At 38.4% G+C, this 15,899-nt stretch carries 14 protein-coding genes and 1 tRNA gene; 3 read left to right on the top strand and 12 right to left on the bottom strand.

Features of this window, described 5'->3' with window-relative positions:
* Positions 1–56: 56 nt before the first annotated feature.
* The 4 genes from FHY60_RS00425 to FHY60_RS00410 form a co-directional block, all read right to left on the bottom strand.
* Positions 57–1,070 carry a LacI family DNA-binding transcriptional regulator gene (locus FHY60_RS00425; RefSeq protein WP_139902135.1) on the bottom strand — a complete coding sequence of 338 codons (1,014 nt, stop codon included), beginning with the start codon at positions 1,068–1,070 and terminating at the stop codon, positions 57–59.
* A gap of 257 nt (positions 1,071–1,327) precedes the next feature.
* Positions 1,328–1,419 (bottom strand) — tRNA-Ser (locus tag FHY60_RS00420).
* Between the two features lie 113 nt (positions 1,420–1,532).
* On the bottom strand, positions 1,533–2,999 hold the full coding sequence (locus FHY60_RS00415; RefSeq protein WP_163215912.1) for a methyl-accepting chemotaxis protein: 1,467 nt from the start codon (positions 2,997–2,999) through the stop codon (positions 1,533–1,535).
* 186 nt (positions 3,000–3,185) lie between these two features.
* The gene (locus FHY60_RS00410) at positions 3,186–4,121 is read right to left on the bottom strand and encodes a metal ABC transporter substrate-binding protein (protein ID WP_139902132.1); all 936 of its coding nucleotides are present in this window, start codon (positions 4,119–4,121) and stop codon (positions 3,186–3,188) included.
* Positions 4,122–4,236: 115 nt separating this feature from the next.
* Between FHY60_RS00410 and FHY60_RS00405 the strand changes: the two genes are divergently transcribed.
* Both FHY60_RS00405 and FHY60_RS00400 read left to right on the top strand, forming a co-directional pair.
* The gene (locus FHY60_RS00405; RefSeq protein WP_139902130.1) at positions 4,237–4,908 is read left to right on the top strand and encodes a metal ABC transporter ATP-binding protein; all 672 of its coding nucleotides are present in this window, start codon (positions 4,237–4,239) and stop codon (positions 4,906–4,908) included.
* Positions 4,895–5,710, top strand: a complete 816-nt coding sequence (locus FHY60_RS00400; protein ID WP_139902128.1) for a metal ABC transporter permease — start codon at positions 4,895–4,897, stop codon at positions 5,708–5,710. Before FHY60_RS00405 ends, FHY60_RS00400 begins: the two co-directional genes overlap by 14 nt.
* A 10-nt stretch (positions 5,711–5,720) precedes the next feature.
* Here FHY60_RS00400 and glgB read toward each other — a convergent pair whose 3' ends face one another.
* From glgB to FHY60_RS00385, 3 genes are read right to left on the bottom strand one after another with little or no spacing between them, the layout of a single operon-like run.
* On the bottom strand, positions 5,721–7,631 hold the full coding sequence (gene glgB / locus FHY60_RS00395) for a 1,4-alpha-glucan branching protein GlgB (RefSeq protein WP_139902126.1): 1,911 nt from the start codon (positions 7,629–7,631) through the stop codon (positions 5,721–5,723).
* A gap of 3 nt (positions 7,632–7,634) precedes the next feature.
* Positions 7,635–8,069 carry a tRNA adenosine(34) deaminase TadA gene (tadA, locus tag FHY60_RS00390; RefSeq protein WP_139902124.1) on the bottom strand — a complete coding sequence of 145 codons (435 nt, stop codon included), beginning with the start codon at positions 8,067–8,069 and terminating at the stop codon, positions 7,635–7,637.
* Positions 8,070–8,092: 23 nt separating this feature from the next.
* Positions 8,093–9,103 (bottom strand): phosphodiester glycosidase family protein, encoded by a 1,011-nt coding sequence (locus tag FHY60_RS00385; protein ID WP_243122188.1) that lies wholly within the window; start codon positions 9,101–9,103, stop codon positions 8,093–8,095.
* Positions 9,104–9,247: 144 nt separating this feature from the next.
* On the opposite strand from FHY60_RS00385, the gene FHY60_RS00380 reads away from it, so the two are divergent.
* Positions 9,248–10,306: an oxidoreductase gene (locus FHY60_RS00380; RefSeq protein ID WP_139902123.1), complete on the top strand. Its 1,059-nt coding sequence runs from the start codon at positions 9,248–9,250 to the stop codon at positions 10,304–10,306.
* Between the two features lie 176 nt (positions 10,307–10,482).
* Here the strand turns inward: FHY60_RS00380 and FHY60_RS00375 are convergent, their stop codons facing one another.
* The 5 genes from FHY60_RS00375 to FHY60_RS00355 all read right to left on the bottom strand — a co-directional run bounded on the left by FHY60_RS00375 (position 10,483) and on the right by FHY60_RS00355 (position 15,876).
* Positions 10,483–10,821 carry an NAD(P)H-dependent oxidoreductase gene (locus FHY60_RS00375; RefSeq protein ID WP_139902121.1) on the bottom strand — a complete coding sequence of 113 codons (339 nt, stop codon included), beginning with the start codon at positions 10,819–10,821 and terminating at the stop codon, positions 10,483–10,485.
* Positions 10,822–11,170: 349 nt separating this feature from the next.
* A complete protein-coding gene (locus tag FHY60_RS00370) occupies positions 11,171–12,118 on the bottom strand; it encodes an ABC transporter permease (RefSeq protein WP_423243573.1) in 948 nt (315 codons plus the stop codon).
* Positions 12,115–13,194: an ABC transporter permease gene (locus tag FHY60_RS00365; RefSeq protein ID WP_139902119.1), complete on the bottom strand. Its 1,080-nt coding sequence runs from the start codon at positions 13,192–13,194 to the stop codon at positions 12,115–12,117. The genes FHY60_RS00370 and FHY60_RS00365 overlap by 4 nt, the downstream gene beginning before the upstream one ends.
* Complete coding sequence (locus FHY60_RS00360; protein ID WP_139902117.1) at positions 13,187–14,719, bottom strand: ABC transporter ATP-binding protein; 1,533 nt, start codon at positions 14,717–14,719, stop codon at positions 13,187–13,189. Before FHY60_RS00360 ends, FHY60_RS00365 begins: the two co-directional genes overlap by 8 nt.
* A gap of 23 nt (positions 14,720–14,742) precedes the next feature.
* The gene (locus tag FHY60_RS00355; RefSeq protein ID WP_139902115.1) at positions 14,743–15,876 is read right to left on the bottom strand and encodes a BMP family ABC transporter substrate-binding protein; all 1,134 of its coding nucleotides are present in this window, start codon (positions 15,874–15,876) and stop codon (positions 14,743–14,745) included.
* Between the last annotated feature and the right edge of the window lie 23 nt (positions 15,877–15,899).

Below are 15,899 nucleotides of genomic sequence, written 5' to 3'. Positions count from 1 at the left end.
AATCTGTAAATAAGTCTAGTGTAGCAAACTTGCTTTGCTACACTAGACTTATTGAGTTACTTTAACCTTTTAACAGAATCTCTTATTATAATTTTACAGCTTACCTGCTTGATCCCTCTTTTGGCCTTTACATTATTTATTCTTTTCATTAAAACATCTATCGCAGTATGTGCCATTGCTTTCATGTCAACCTCTGCAGTAGTAAGCCTAACACTTTCATTGGCTGTAACAGAATAATTATCAAAACCAACTACAGAAATATCATCTGGAACCCTATAGCCCTTTTCAGATAACTTTCTGATTAAATCATAGGCTACATTATCACAATTGCATACAAAAGCCGTAGGGAGATTTGCTTTAAGCTCAAAATCTACATGTCCGCTTTCATCATCTCGATCACTTATATACCATTGTTTGCATCTATCAAGGTCTATATCATTCTCTATCAAGGATTTTAAATACCCTAAGTATCTATCTTGAATACTGCTAGTTGCCCTTATATTTCCGACAAACCCAATATCTCTATGTCCCATTTCAATAAGATAATTTGTCAGCATATACATGCTGTAAAAGTTGTCTGTAATAATAAAATCTTGCGTACTGTCATTCTCATAAAAATCTATGAATACAGCTGGTACAGAAGCAGCCTTAATCATATTGAAGTATTCCTTCCCTACCTGTCCTAAAACAATGATTCCATCAACCTTTTTATCGATAACCATTTTGGGTTCTGTAGCAGTCTGCTCTTCTGACGGCTTTAATATTTCAAATACTGCATAATAGTTTATTTTCATTAATTCATCCGCCAACCTCTTATAGAGCTGCCAGTAAAATGATACTCCTACTTCAATAAATCGTTCTGCAATAATAATTCCAACATTATAAGTAAGTCCGTCTTTTAAGGATTTTGCAGCAACATTATACCTATACCCCATTTCATTGGCCACTTGTTTTATTTTAGCTCTTATTTCATCGCTTACTCCCTCTTTATCAGCTAAAGCTTTTGAAACCGTTACTGTACTTACTCCTAAAGTTTTAGCTATGTCAGACATCGTTACAATTTTTTTCATATAATTCCCCCAATAATACAATTATAAGTCCAAATAACATAAAAAAAACAAAACTTCTTTATTACATACTTTAATACTACTATATTTAAGTAAAAAGTCAATTAACTTTAATTAAAATTTCAGCAAACTTCTTAAACTATAGTTATATGCACTGGAGTTAATACAAATAGCAAAAGGAATATGACATTAGCAGTTATACGCCGCTAAGGCCATATCCCTTTTTCCGATACCCCACATCTCACATATGATATCTGTTCTGGCGGAGAGAGAGGGATTTGAACCCTCGGAACGGAGTTACCCGTTCACCTGTTTTCGAGGCAGGCACCTTCGACCACTCGGACATCTCTCCATAGTATTAATTAATCTCTTCTCACATATACTAGCATAAAACCAGACCATGTTCAATAGGGATTATTAGTAATAAAACACACGTTATAGTAATTCATAACGTGTGTTATTATACTACTTAGTCAGGTTCTCAAGGTTCTCACAGGATTTTTGAATTTCCTGCATTGCCTTAAATACTCTCACTATATTGTTATCTTGTTCTTCAATGGTAGCCAGCATCTCCTCGGCAGCAGCTGCTTGCTCCTCTGAAATGCTCGCAATATTTTCTACCTCATTCTGTATTTCACTTATTATATTCTTCAGATCCTTTACCATGCTGTGCTCATTGTTGATATATTCATCTATTTCTTTAAAGGACAAAAGAATTTGCTCAAAGCCCTTGTTCATGTCAGTGGAAATAACCGTACCAGTCTCAACTGCTGCAGTTCCTTGATGAACAGTTTCATAAACCTGCTTTGTCTTATCCTTTATCTTGTTGATGATTTCTGATATTATGACAACAGTACTAGCACTCTGCTCCGCCAGCTTTCTTACTTCTTCTGCTACAACAGCAAAACCTCTTCCCGATTCTCCAGCTCTTGCTGCCTCGATAGCCGCATTAAGAGCTAATAAATTGGTTTGTTCTGCGATACTGGTTATACTTGACAGGAAGTTGTTTACCTCATCCATATTCTCCTGCAGTTCTTCTACTGTACTCAGTGACTGGGTTACCACAGTATTGATTATTCCCATCTGCTTGTCCATTTCTGTAACTTTCTGAGCACCTTCTGCTGCAACATCATTAGCCTTCTTTGATGCCTCTGACATAAGGTCTGAGAAAGTCTGAGTTTCTGCAGCTTTCTTTTCTACCAAGGCCATCCTGTCACTGATGTGACCTGCCATTTTTGCTTCTTCACTTATCCCTGCTGAAACCTCTTGAACAGTTGCAGTGATGGAATTACTTGATTCCCTTATAGTTGACAAATTGCTATTTGATTTTTCTATCTCATCAGTCAGCACAGCTGTTTCCTTCTTAATCTTTTCCATAGTACTCTCTAACTTTTGAATCAGCGCAGAACCTTCTTCGCCCTTCTGAGTAATAGTTTTAATTAACCCATGCCTACTTTTTGTAGAGTATAATATAGCTGTCAAGCATATATTAACAATAATTAAACTTGGAATATCTATCTTGTATCCTGCTATTAGGAGCCCTATCATGCTTATATTTGCAACAGCACTATAAATAAGTACAAACCTTGTGTTACTATATATTGCCAGGACACAGACACCTATCAGAAGTACTTGTATAGCACTGGTGGTACTGTTACCTTTTGCACCAGCAGAGAATATAAAGTACAAGGATAATTCCAAAGGATAGAGTGAAAGAGCCACTGCCGTAATTGCTTCGAAGCCTTTTATAAAGTAGAGAACTGTCGGTATAATAGCAGCCCCACTGATAATAGCTACCTGAGCTAAAGTAGTCTTCCCATTGCTTGGCCCAAAAATATATAAGCCTAAGCCAGCAATACTTATTATCCAAGGAATTGATAAAATAACCTTATTTGATTTTTTTGTGTACATTCTTAAATCCATTGCTTCCATAAATTCAACCCCCTGTAACATCTTTGACCCATTTCATAATTGAGAAAGCCCCCTGAAATTCCTGTCAACTTTCAACGCTACTTCTTCATTTTATCTGATTTTTAGTGGATTTTCAAGTTATAAAAAAACCTCTAATTAAAAGAACTCCTTATTATAAATAATAAGAAGTTCCTGCATCCCCTACACTTATTTAATACTTGTATAAATATTTTCCAGGTTTTCCCTCATACTCTGAAGATAGTCCTTACCGTCCTGTTTGCTTTCAATGGTATATATGGTTTGAACCTTTGCACCCACTTCATTGGCCAGAGTCTCAGAAACCTTTGGGCTGGCTAATTCTTCCATAAATACTACCTTAATGTTGTTTTGCTTACAGTATTCAGTAAGCTCCTGAAGCCTTTTGGGCGTAGGTTCTCCCTCAGCAAAAACGTCCTCTACACTATTTTGCTCAAGTCCGAAATCCCTGCAAAGATAGGCAAAGGCTGCGTGGCCGGTTACAAAATGCTTGTTTTGAACCTCCTGAAACTTTTCAGCATACTCATTATAAAGCTCATCTAACTTTCCTGCGAATTCTTCGTAATTCTTTTGATAGAAGCCCTCATTAGCTTGATCTGCCTGCACAAGAGCATCTTTTATGTTCAAAGCCTGTACTTTAGCTTCCTTGAGGCTTAACCATATATGCGGATCAAATTCACCATGCTCATGTTCATCATCTTCTTCATCTTCCTCATGATCATCTTCCTGCATCTTTATAGCATTAACATTCTTAGAAGAATCTACTATAATCAAGTCCCTGTTATCAATAACCTGCAGAGTGTCTTCTACCCAACTCTCCATTCCAAGACCATTATAGACAAAAATCTTAGCCTCCCTTATCTTTTCCATATCCTTGGCCTTGAGCTCAAAATCATGGGCTTCCATGCCATCAGGAACAATACTTATGACGTTAACTTTATCTTTACCTACGGCCTCAGTGAATTCCTTTAGGGGGTTAAAGGAAACTACTACCTGTACTTTACCCTTATCACTACTATTTTCAGTTTTGTTATCTTTACCGCTGCAGCCTGCCAGAGTGCCAATAAACAATACACAGACAAGAGCTAACACTAATTTTCTAAACATTCTTTCCTCCAAATCTATAACTTTTATATGTTGCAAATCATTTGCATCTAGGTATATAATATACATATGACATAACATTGTCAATACACAACTATTTTATTATATGGAGGCAAAGATGCTTGTAATTAATAACCTATCCTTTTCCTATAACGGAGATTCCTCCCTCATCCTTAAAGACATAAATTTTAAGGCAGAACGGGGAGACTATATATCAATTTTGGGCGATAATGGCAGCGGTAAAAGTACACTTCTAAAACTTATACTAAACTTCTTAAAGCCCAATAAAGGCACTATAAGCATATATTCAGATAAAATCGGTTATGTTCCTCAAAGATTTGAAAGCTTCAACTCTGGGTTTCCTATTACGGTACAGGAGGTTCTGAATATACATAGAAAGGCTCTAAGGATTAAGGACGCTAGGGTTATTGATGAGGTGCTTTCTACCGTTAACATGATGAAGTTTAAGAAACATTTAATAGGCCAGTTATCCGGAGGGCAAAGACAAAAGATTTTTATCGCCAGAGCTCTAATGGGATTACCTGAACTTTTAATATTAGATGAGCCCTCTACAGGGATTGATGTGGAAAGTCAAATAGATATTTATGACATATTAAAACATCTGAACAAACACCATAAAATAACCATCATATCAGTAGAACATAATTTGCAGGCAGCCTACAAAAACTCAAATAAAATCTTTTATATGAGTAATGGCAGAGGTAAGTTAAGCAGTTCTCAGGAGTTTTTCATTGATCATGACAGAGGTGACTTACATGCTACAATATAGCTTTATGCAAAATGCGTTAATAATTGCCCTTTTAATCTCAATCTTATGCCCCAGCATAGGAATTTTTCTTGTTGTGCGCAGACATTCAATGATTGGAGACACTATGGCTCACAGCTCCCTTGCAGGAGTAGCCCTAGGCTTGATTATAGGTACAAACCCCATAATGGGAGCCTTTGTCTTCACTTCTCTATCCGGGGTAGTAATTGAGCTCTTTAAGAATTATTATAAGAAATATTCGGAATTAATTTTAACTATTATTATGTCCTTAAGCATTGGTATTGCTCTGACCCTGATAAGTTCAGGCAAGGCTAAGGCCAATGTGAACTCCTATCTCTTTGGGAGTATACTTACAGTAAGCACAAAGGACTTAATTACAGTACTAATACTCTGTGCCATTGCACTGATAATGTTTATATTCCTATTTAACAAGCTGCTTTATATCACCTTTGACGAAGAAGGTGCTTCCGTTGCAGGACTTAAGGTGAAACTTATAAACTACTTCTTCTCCATTTTGGTAGCAGCCTCTGTATCCGTTTCTATCAGAATAGTTGGAGTTTTAGTCATAACCTCTATGATTTCTTTACCGGTGGCTACGGCTCTTCAATTTGAGAAAGGCTTTAAAACTACATTACTCATTGCAGTTCTTGTAAGTATTATCGACACTGTTGGTGGCCTTGTTTTATCCTATTACATCGATGCCGCTGCCGGCGGAGTTATTGCCCTGACCTCTGTGATAACCCTGATTATAGTTTTGATGTTTAGGGCTGTTATGGTAGCTGCAAAACGAGTTAAAGTCCAGTAAAAAAACTGCGTTAAGACGCAGTTTTTTTGTCGTTCACCTTCAGCAATACAAAGCTCAAGGGTGGTATCTTTGTTTTAATATGATAGGGCTGGCCGTTCCATTCTTCATCAAAGGCCTGCAAGGTGTCTTCTACTGTTTGGCCTGAACCACCAAATTCCGTGCTGTCGCTGTTGAAGATTTCTTTGTATTCTTTTAGCTCAGGCACACCAATTCTGTAATCATAGCGCACAATTGGAGTGAAGTTGTATATTGCTATGGCATAATCTCCGTCTTCAGCCTTTCTCATAAAGGCTATTATACTCTGTTCATAGTTTTGGTAATCTATCCAGGCAAAGCCCTGGGGACTATGATCCAGCTCCCAAAGTGACTTTTCAGACTTATATAAATGATTAAGCTTTTTTACATAGTTTTGCATGTCTCTGTGAGCAGGATACTCCAACAGCATCCAATCCAATTCCTGTTTACAGTTCCACTCTATGAACTGTCCAAACTCTCCCCCCATAAAGAGGAGCTTTTTACCGGGATGGCCCATCATATAACCTAGTAAGGTTCTAAGCCCTGCAAACTTTTGCCAATAATCTCCGCTTATTTTATTAAGTAGAGACTTTTTTCCGTGAACAACCTCATCATGAGAAAGGGGCAGAACAAAATTTTCTGAATAAGCATAAGTAATTGTATATGTAATACTGTTATGGTGCCACTTCCTATGTATTGGGTCCTTTTCCGCATACTTTAGCAGCTCGTTCATCCAGCCCATGTTCCACTTATAATTAAAGCCTACTCCACCAAGATAAGTTGGTGCAGTGACCATAGCCTTAATTGAGGAATCTTCGGCCATCATAAGAGGATTGGGTATTTCCTTAAACACAGCCTCATTAAGACTTCTGAGGAAATCCAATGCCCCTAAGTTCTCATCTCCCCCATATTTGTTTTTCAGGTCCATCCCCTGCTTCTTTCCATAGGTCAAGTACATCATGTTTGCTACAGCATCTACTCTTATTCCGTCGATATGATACTTCTTAAACCAAAATAAGGCGTTTGATATTAAAAAACTATGTACATGGGACTTATCAAAGTCAAAATTAGCAGTACCCCAATCGTAATTCTCTCTTCTTACTTCTTCTTCGCTTTCATATAGGAAAGTGCCATCAAATTTATATAACCCGTGAGCATCCTTGCAGAAATGCCCCGGTACCCAGTCAATTATTACCCCTATGCCCTTTTGATGACATCTATCAACAAAACACATAAAATCCTCCGGACTGCCATAACGGCTGGTAAAGGCATAGTAGCCAATGGTCTGATAGCCCCAGGATTCATCCAGAGGGTGCTCCGTAAGTGGCATTAATTCTATATGTGTATAACCCATGTCCACCACATAATCCACTAGGGTCTCTGCCAACTCTCTAAAGTTGCAGAACTTCTCATAACCATGAGTTTTCCAAGAGCCTGCATGAACCTCATAGATATTTACAGGGCTCTTATATAAATTTTTATTGCTTCTTTCCTCAATCCAGTCACTGTCTGACCACATATAATTATCTAATTTTACTACCACAGAAGCATTTCCGGGACGAAGCTGGCTATAGAAACCATAGGGGTCTGACTTTAAAACTCTTTGGCCGTCTTTGCCCAATACGTCATACATATAGTAATCCCCTTCGTTTACCCCCTCAACGAAAATGCTCCATACCCCATTGCCATCCTTATACATAAGAGAATCGCTGCCATTCCAATGGTTAAAGCTCCCCACCACTCTAACCTCTTTGGCAGCCGGTGCCCAAACTATAAATTCTGCTCCCTTGACGCCATTTCTACTTACAAGGTGGCATCCAAAATAGTCATAACTTTGGTAGTTCTCACCTCTCATGAAAGCCTCAAAGTCAAAGGACTTCAGAGACTTCTTTATATGTTTGCTCATATTTCATCTCCTACCTCTAAAAAAGTTACTTAAAATATCACTACACTCTTGGTTGTAGACCCAATGTACGTTTAAATAATTATTTATATGATGATTTTGAACAATATTTATGACTGACCCGCAAGCACCACCATCAATATCTGGCGCCCCGATGTATAGGTTTCTTATCCTGCTTTGAGCAATAGCAGAAGCGCACATCGGACAAGGCTCTAGGGTCACATACATGCTGCACCCGGTAAGCCTCCAATTATCAAGCACTTCACATGCCTTCCTTATGGCAAGTATTTCAGCATGAGCAGTTGGATCCTTCAGGCTTTCCTTCAAATTATGCGCCTCTGCAATAATTTGGTCATCCTTAACTATAACAGCTCCCACAGGGACCTCATTTTTCCCTAATGCAATTCTGGCCTGCTCCAATGCAGCCTTCATGTAATCCATGCTTTACGCCACCCTTCATAGCCTTACTTCTTTATAACAAAAGCTGATGGTAAGTCTCTTGGCCCATATTTACTGCTGGGGCTATTTACAATATTATTCTGATATACCATAGTGGTGGAAGATCCTCCATCAAGATTAGCCGCATTATAGGCACCATACTGAAGCATTATATCCTGTACATCCTTTAGGGTAGCACCTATGCTATCCAGTTGTCTTCCATCTATAACAAGCATAATTACTGTTCCATCCTGTCTTTGACCTATAGCAGTTCTTGGAGCCAATCCCCATCCGCCGTTGCCGTTCCCCTTTATCATAGGTTCTCCATTAACTATCAAATAAGGTCCAAAGCTTACCGCATCCCTAATCTTCTTTTCCTTGGCTTCGGCAATAGTATACCATCCAAGCACCAGCACGGAATCTTCATTAAATCCAATGATGGAATACCGCTCCTTCTCGTTACCATATATCACCTTGCCATCCTGCATCAAAAGGCCCATAGGGATTCCGCCGGTTCCAACTCCACCTTCGTCACCAAAGCCGCCGGCATTAATACCGCCTATAGCATTTTCTTGCTTCACTATGTCCAACAGCTTCATACCCTGAACTCCAATTTTACTGGTGGTAGCTACCCTAACCATAGAAGGATTTTTCACAAGTAAAATGTACCCCTTTACCTTTTCATTACTTATATTTATAAACTCAACCTGACTTTCTTTCTTTTCCACATCAGAATCAAATACAGCCACAGCCTCAACATCACTCCTCTTGTCTTCATCCTGAATTTTATGCTTCTCCATAATCCTGTTAATTTCTTCGTCACTTAAAAACCATGTAGCTATATATTGATGACTAAGGGTTGTCATTGCTGTGTTTACCAATTCTTCTCTTATTACCTTAAATGGACCATAATATACCATTGGAATACTAAAAAAAATGCCAACAAGTATTTGTGCAACTATAAGCAGTACCACATTTTTTATAAAGGCTTTAAACTTTATCATTTTAGTAGACTTCTTATATCTCTTTCCCCCCACTAGCATCCCTCCGATAATTTTTTTATGATACTAAATATTTTATCATATTAATTATAGTACCGCCTAGCTTAAATTTAGTACACAATTACTTTCACTATGATATAATTTTGGTAATGATATAATTGTGAAGACGGAGGGATAAAAATGATTGAAAGGATTAATGTAGGACTTATAGGCTTTGGTATGTCCGGCAGGGTTTTTCATGCACCGATCCTTGAAGCAGTTCATGGTCTAAGGCTGCGTAAAATATTTGAAAGAAAAGAAGAAAATATTAATATTATTAGAGAAAAGTACCCTCAAACAATAATTGTAGACAATGTTGATAGCCTATTTAATGATGAAAATATACATCTGGTGGTGGTAGCATCCCCTAACACCTTGCACTATGATCTTGCCCGCAGAGCATTGGAAAGCGGAAAACATGTAGTAGTAGAAAAGCCCTTCACCGTTACAGCTTACGAAGCTGAGGCTCTTATAGACCTTGCCAAAAGAAAGGGAAAGCTTTTAACTGTATATCAAAACAGGAGATGGGACAGTGATTTTTTAACTGTCAAGAAGATCATTGAGGATGGTTTATTGGGCAGCATAGTGGAGTATGAAGCTCACTTTGATAGATTTAGAGACTACTTTAAAAACAACTGGAGGGAAAAGGACATTCCCGGTTCCGGCATCCTTTACGATTTAGGTTCACATCTTATCGATCAGGCCCTCAGCCTTTTCGGAGAACCTTCAGAAGTCTTTGGAAATACCCTGATTCAAAGGCAAGGCGGAGAAACAGTGGACAACTTTGAAATAATTCTAAAATATCCGGACAAGAAAGTAACCCTAAAATCCGGAATGCTTGTACGGGAACCACTTCCCCATTTCATTGTACTTGGTACCAAGGGGTCTTTTATAAAATACGGCATGGATGTTCAGGAGGAGGACTTGAAAAAGGGATTAAGCCCAAAGGACTCCGATGACTGGGGCAGGGAACCGGAAAATCTCTGGGGAACCATAAATACAGATATCAACGGCATTCATTTTGTCGGTAAAATTGAAAGCTTATTAGGTGACTATCGTCGTTTCTATGAAAATGTGTATAATGCCCTTCTTGGCAAAGAAGATTTAGCTGTAAAGCCAAAGCAGGCTTTGAATACTATAAAAGTCATTGAAATGGCTATGCGAAGTAATAGGGAAAAACGTTGGATTGAGTTTGTATAGTTATCTTTTGGGCGTCCCTGGAGCATGCTTGGCTAATGTGTTATACATGGTGCCATATATTTCTCCACCATATTGCTCTGTTATAAAAAAGTGTTGATAATACCTGGCTGCACTAATTTTGTGCAGCCTCATTATTTATAAGGCTGTGTTATAAAAAAGTGTTGATATTATATCTTTTACTTACAAGTATCAAGAATTCTTATGGCAAATTCTTTAGAACTGTTAATTACATCATTTGTTTGAAAATCTGTAACTCCATTAATATCTCTAACTGCCAAAATCCCTATATAATTAAGCTGTGAATGTATTGATAATCTCTTTATTGCTTCTTCAAATAAATCTGCACCATTATCAAGCTCATATCCACAAGTTGATATAACTGCACAATACTTATCGTATATCCATATGTACTGAACTGTTGCTTTCTCTTTCATTAATTCTTCTATAAATGGATCTAGTAAGGTTTTTGTATTACCGTTCTTCCTCATACTCCCCATAAGAATACATATATTCATTATTACCCCACCTCTAAATAAAAGAAAATCTACACATTTATTCCACAATTTAATATAATTATACCATTTTAATAGTATTCCCTTGTAGATATGTTATCCATGATTATGTTCAGTAAAGAAACACTTAGAATATATCAGTTTAAAACTATTCGTTCATTACCATTGAGCTTATAAAAATAACATTATAAGTTGGATTTTAATTAATTCAATAGTAAACCTGGTAATTCAAAGCGTACATTACCAACACGTTTCTATAACACAGCCTTATGGTCAAAAATCATGATTACCCGATACCATCAAAAAACATTAAAAGGACCGGCTCCTAATGCCAGTCCCATTATAACTAAAGTTATCGTTCTTCTCTAAAGTAAGCTATGCCAAGGGCCTTTGGAGGTGAATTCTTCTTTGATTTCTTCATAGATACCATTACAAGTATAACTATAGTTACCAGATAAGGCAGCATATCCACAAGAGATTGAGAAATGCCATGCATGCCTGCACTTTGAAGTCTGAAGCCTAGTATTCCGAGGCCTCCGAAGAGGTATGCCCCTATTAGTGCCTTATAAGGATTCCAGGCTGCGAATATTACCAGGGCAATAGCAATCCAGCCCCTGCCCATTACCACATTTTCCTGATAGGTGTCGATGTATACCAGTGAAAGGTATGCTCCGCCAATAGCGCATAGTGCACAGCCAGCAAGAATATGAACATATTTATATAGGGAGATATTGACGCTGGCAGCATCAGCACAGCCTGGATTTTCTCCTATAGCCCTTAAATTTAGGCCTTTGCTGGTTTTGTATAGATATATTCCTACTGCAATGGCTGTTAAATATCCGGCATAGACAAAGATGTCATGATTGAAAAATACCCTTCCTAACACCGGTATTTTGCTTAGCAGAGGAATAGGATATTCGTTAAAGAAGGTTTTAATAACTTCCGGTGTGGTTTGACCCACAAGCTTTTTTCCCATGAAGCTTGAAAGACCGGTTCCAAAGGTTGTCAGGGTAAGACCGGTTACAGTATGATTTGCTCTCAGGGTAACCGTTAAAAAAGCGTAGATTAAGCCCCCAACGGCTCCTATTACCATCGCTGCCAAAACTGCAAGCACTGGGCTTGAGGTATTTAGTCCAACGGTAAAGCCTACTACAGCACCCATAAGCATTAAGCCCTCTACCCCTAGGTTAAGATGTCCTACCTTTTCAATGATAATTTCTCCTAAGGTGGCAAATAGAATTGGTGTTCCGGAAACAACCGCTGCGGCAAGTAGTGCCACCATCCAATCTATCCAATTCATACTGCCTCACCTACTTTCTCCACAGCCTTACTGCTTTTCTTTTCAACTTTAAACCTTATAAAAAATTCGCTACCAAGGACAAAGAATAATATCATGGATTGAAGTACCTGGGCTACTGCCTCTGGTATTCCAAAGGTGGTTTGTATATAAGATCCCCCTCTTATTAGTGCAGCGAACAACACCGACACTACAGCTATTATTGGTGCACTTAATGCACCAAGCCAAGACACTATTATGGCAGTGAATCCGTACCCCCCGGAAACATTATCTGCCAAAGTGCCACTGACACCTGAAGCCTGAATCATACCCACAAGGCCACAGAGTCCTCCACTTAATAATATTGATATTACTATAGTTTTCTTTATATTAACACCGGAATATAGTGCGGTGTTTTCGCTTTCTCCAAGTACGGAAATTTCATACCCCTTCTTGGTGTAGTTCATAAAAACATATATAAGTACTACCAGGACTATTGCTATAATCCATCCTATATTGATTTTAAACACCTTGGGAAGAAGAGCATTGTCTGTAAAGGATGCTATTCTGGCAAAGCCCATGGCCTTTGGATCCTTCCAAGGACCATATTGCAGGTAGTTTACCCACTTTAAGGCTATATAGTTCATCATCAAGGTGATAATCGTTTCATTGGTACCCCATTTAGATTTAAAAATTGCCGGCAGCAGAGCCCACAGACTTCCACCAATAACACCGGCTGCAGCCATTATTAGCAACAGTACTGTTTTGGGAATGTTCGGTGTCCATAAGGCAAAGATAGAAGCACAGAAGGCACCCATCATGATCTGGCCTTCAGCCCCGATGTTCCAGAACTGCATCTTAAAGGCCACAGCTATTCCTAATGCGGTAATGCACAGAGGAATTGCCTTTGTTATTGTCTCCCTAAGATAGTATGCAGAACCAAAAGACCCCTTCACCATGGCAGTATAAATCTGCACAGGATTTAAATCAATAAAGAATAAGTATATTCCTGAAACTACAAGTGCAAGAATCACCGCTGCAATTCTTATGGCAATACTTTGCCTTTTGCCTATTTCATCTCTCTTTACAAATCTAAGCAATTACGTATCCCTCCTGCACTGTATTTTTGTGTCCCATCATCAATAAGCCTAATTGTTCTTTTGTGGTGTCTTCCGCATCCACAATACCGGTAACTTCACCGCGATTAACAACCATAATCCTGTCACTTAGCGCAATAAGTACATCTAAGTCTTCTCCAATAAGCAGTACCGCTGCTCCTTTAGCCTTTTGTTCATTTATAAGGTTATAGATAGTGTGACAGGTGTTAACATCCAAGCCCCTAACCGGATAGGCCATAATGAGAACCTTAGGCTGTGATGCCAGCTCTCTTCCCAGGAGTATCTTCTGAATATTTCCACCGGATAAGTTTTTTACTGGATAATGGATTCCCGGAGTTTTTATTTTTAACTGCTTTACTATTTCCTTAGCCTTTAGAACTGCAGGCTTTTTATTTATAAATAAGCCCTTTTGAGAATGATATTCCTTAAGCATTATATTGTCCACCATATCCATGGAACCAACCAGTCCCATTCCTAATCTGTCTTCCGGTATAAAGCTCATGCTTATACCTTTTTTTATTATCTCTCTGGTAGTTTTCCCTACCAGGTTTTCGCCCTCAAATAGAATTTGTCCGGATTTTATAGGCTGCATTCCAAAGATTGCTTCACATAATTCCTTTTGACCGCTGTTTACTATGCCTGCAACCCCAAGGATTTCTCCGGCTTTGATATCAAAGGTCATGTCCTTAATAACCTCTACTCCATCCTTATCATAGACCTTAAGTTCTTTAACCTCTAAGGTCTTTTCCCCTTTTTCAATGTCCAGTCGTTTAATTGATAAATCCACAGAATGTCCTACCATAAGTTCTGCCAGGTGTTTAGGATTAGTGTCTTTCTTGTTAACGGTGGTTATGGTTTCGCCTTTTCTCAAAACAGTGATTCTATCCGCAATTTCCATAACCTCGTCCATTTTGTGGCTTATGAAAATTACAGCACAGCCCTGCTGCCTCATTTTATTCATAATCCTAAACAGCTTTTTGGTCTCTTGGGGAGTAAATACGGTTGTAGGTTCATCCAGTACAAGAATCTTCGCTCCCCTATACAGCACCTTTATTATTTCAAGTATCTGCTTTTCCCCAACGGACATGTCGTATACTCTCTTATTTACGTCAATGTCCAGAGAGTACTTTTCAATAATTTCTTTTACCTTGTTTTCAATTCTATTCTTATTCATAAAAAGGCCTAACTTTTGGCCTAACATTATGTTCTCCAAGCCAGTCATGACATCTACCAGCTTAAAATGCTGATGTATCATACCGATCTTTGCCTTTATTGCATCTTTAGGAGATGAAAAGCTTACTTCCTTTCCATCAATAAAAATAGAACCTCTGTCAGGGAGGTAAATCCCTGACAGAATGTTCATGAGTGTACTCTTGCCTGCTCCATTTTCTCCTAATAGTGCATGAACTTCTCCGCTATTAACTTCAAGATTTATATTATTGTTTGCCGTAACCTTACCAAAAACCTTTGTTATTCCCTTCATGGATATACATGGAACATTACTCATAGTACCACCCTTTATAATTTACTTTAATTTACTTTTCCTTCAACGCCTTCTACAAACCAATCAAAGCTCAGCATTTCCTCGTCTGTCATTTCAACCCCCTCAGCAACCTTTAAGGCTCCGGTGTTGTCCTTTAATGGTCCTACAAATACCTTATTCTTTCCGGAAATTATATCAGCCTTAGCTTTATCTACAGCTTCCTGAGCGCCTTCAGGAGCATTCTTTGTAAGTGGTGCAAGATATATTATGCTCTTGCTGTCATCTGCATCAATTGCTCCCCAGTAACTTTCTGCCTTCCAAGTTCCATCAAGTATCTTCTGAACCTGATCAACATAGTATGGACCCCAGTTCCAGATTGGTGCTGTCATATAAGCATTTGGTGCAGCAGCGCTCATGTCTGAGTTGTAACCTATAGACCAGACTCCCTTTTCTTCAGCAGCCTGCTGTGGACCTGTTGTATCCTGATGTTGTGCTATTATATCAACACCATCGTCTAACAGAGCCTTGGCAGCTTCCTTTTCCTTAACCGGATCATACCAAGTATTTGTCCAAGTAACCTTTACTACAGCATCTGGATTTACAGATCTAACACCTAAAGTGAAAGCATTTATACCTCTAACACATTCAGGAATTGGGAAGGCCGCAACATAACCAATCTTGTTAGCCTTAGTCTTCATTCCTGCAACAATACCGGATAAATATCTTACCTGATAGTCTCTTCCGAAGTAGTTGGACATGTTTTCTGCCATTTCATAACCTGAGCAGTGAAGGAACTTTACATCAGGATGATTTTCTGCAGCTTTTTTCATACCATTCATAAAGCCATAGCTTGTACCAAATATAACCTTAACACCATTGTTTATCATTTCTTCGCAAACCTGAAGAACTTCAGCATCATCTTCTTTAACACTTTCTTTTATTATAGTTGCATCTACCTTATCTCCAAGTTTTTCCTGCAAGTACAATCTTCCTTGATCATGGGCATATGTATAGCCACCATCCCCTACAGGTCCAACATAAAGGAATCCAACCTTTAATTTTTCGTTGTTATTTTCGCCTGAAGAATTTGATTTTTCTACTCCATCACTTTTTGCACAACCGGTGAATGCTACTCCCATTGCAACTACTAAAATGAGCATTAATCTTGCTATTTTTTTCATGTAATAGCCCCTCCTAAAATTTT

Origin of the sequence: Clostridium thermarum, assembly GCF_006351925.1 — a bacterium.
GTDB lineage: Bacteria > Bacillota > Clostridia > Clostridiales > Clostridiaceae > Clostridium_AU > Clostridium_AU thermarum.
This window is presented reverse-complemented; position numbering and strand designations above follow the sequence as displayed.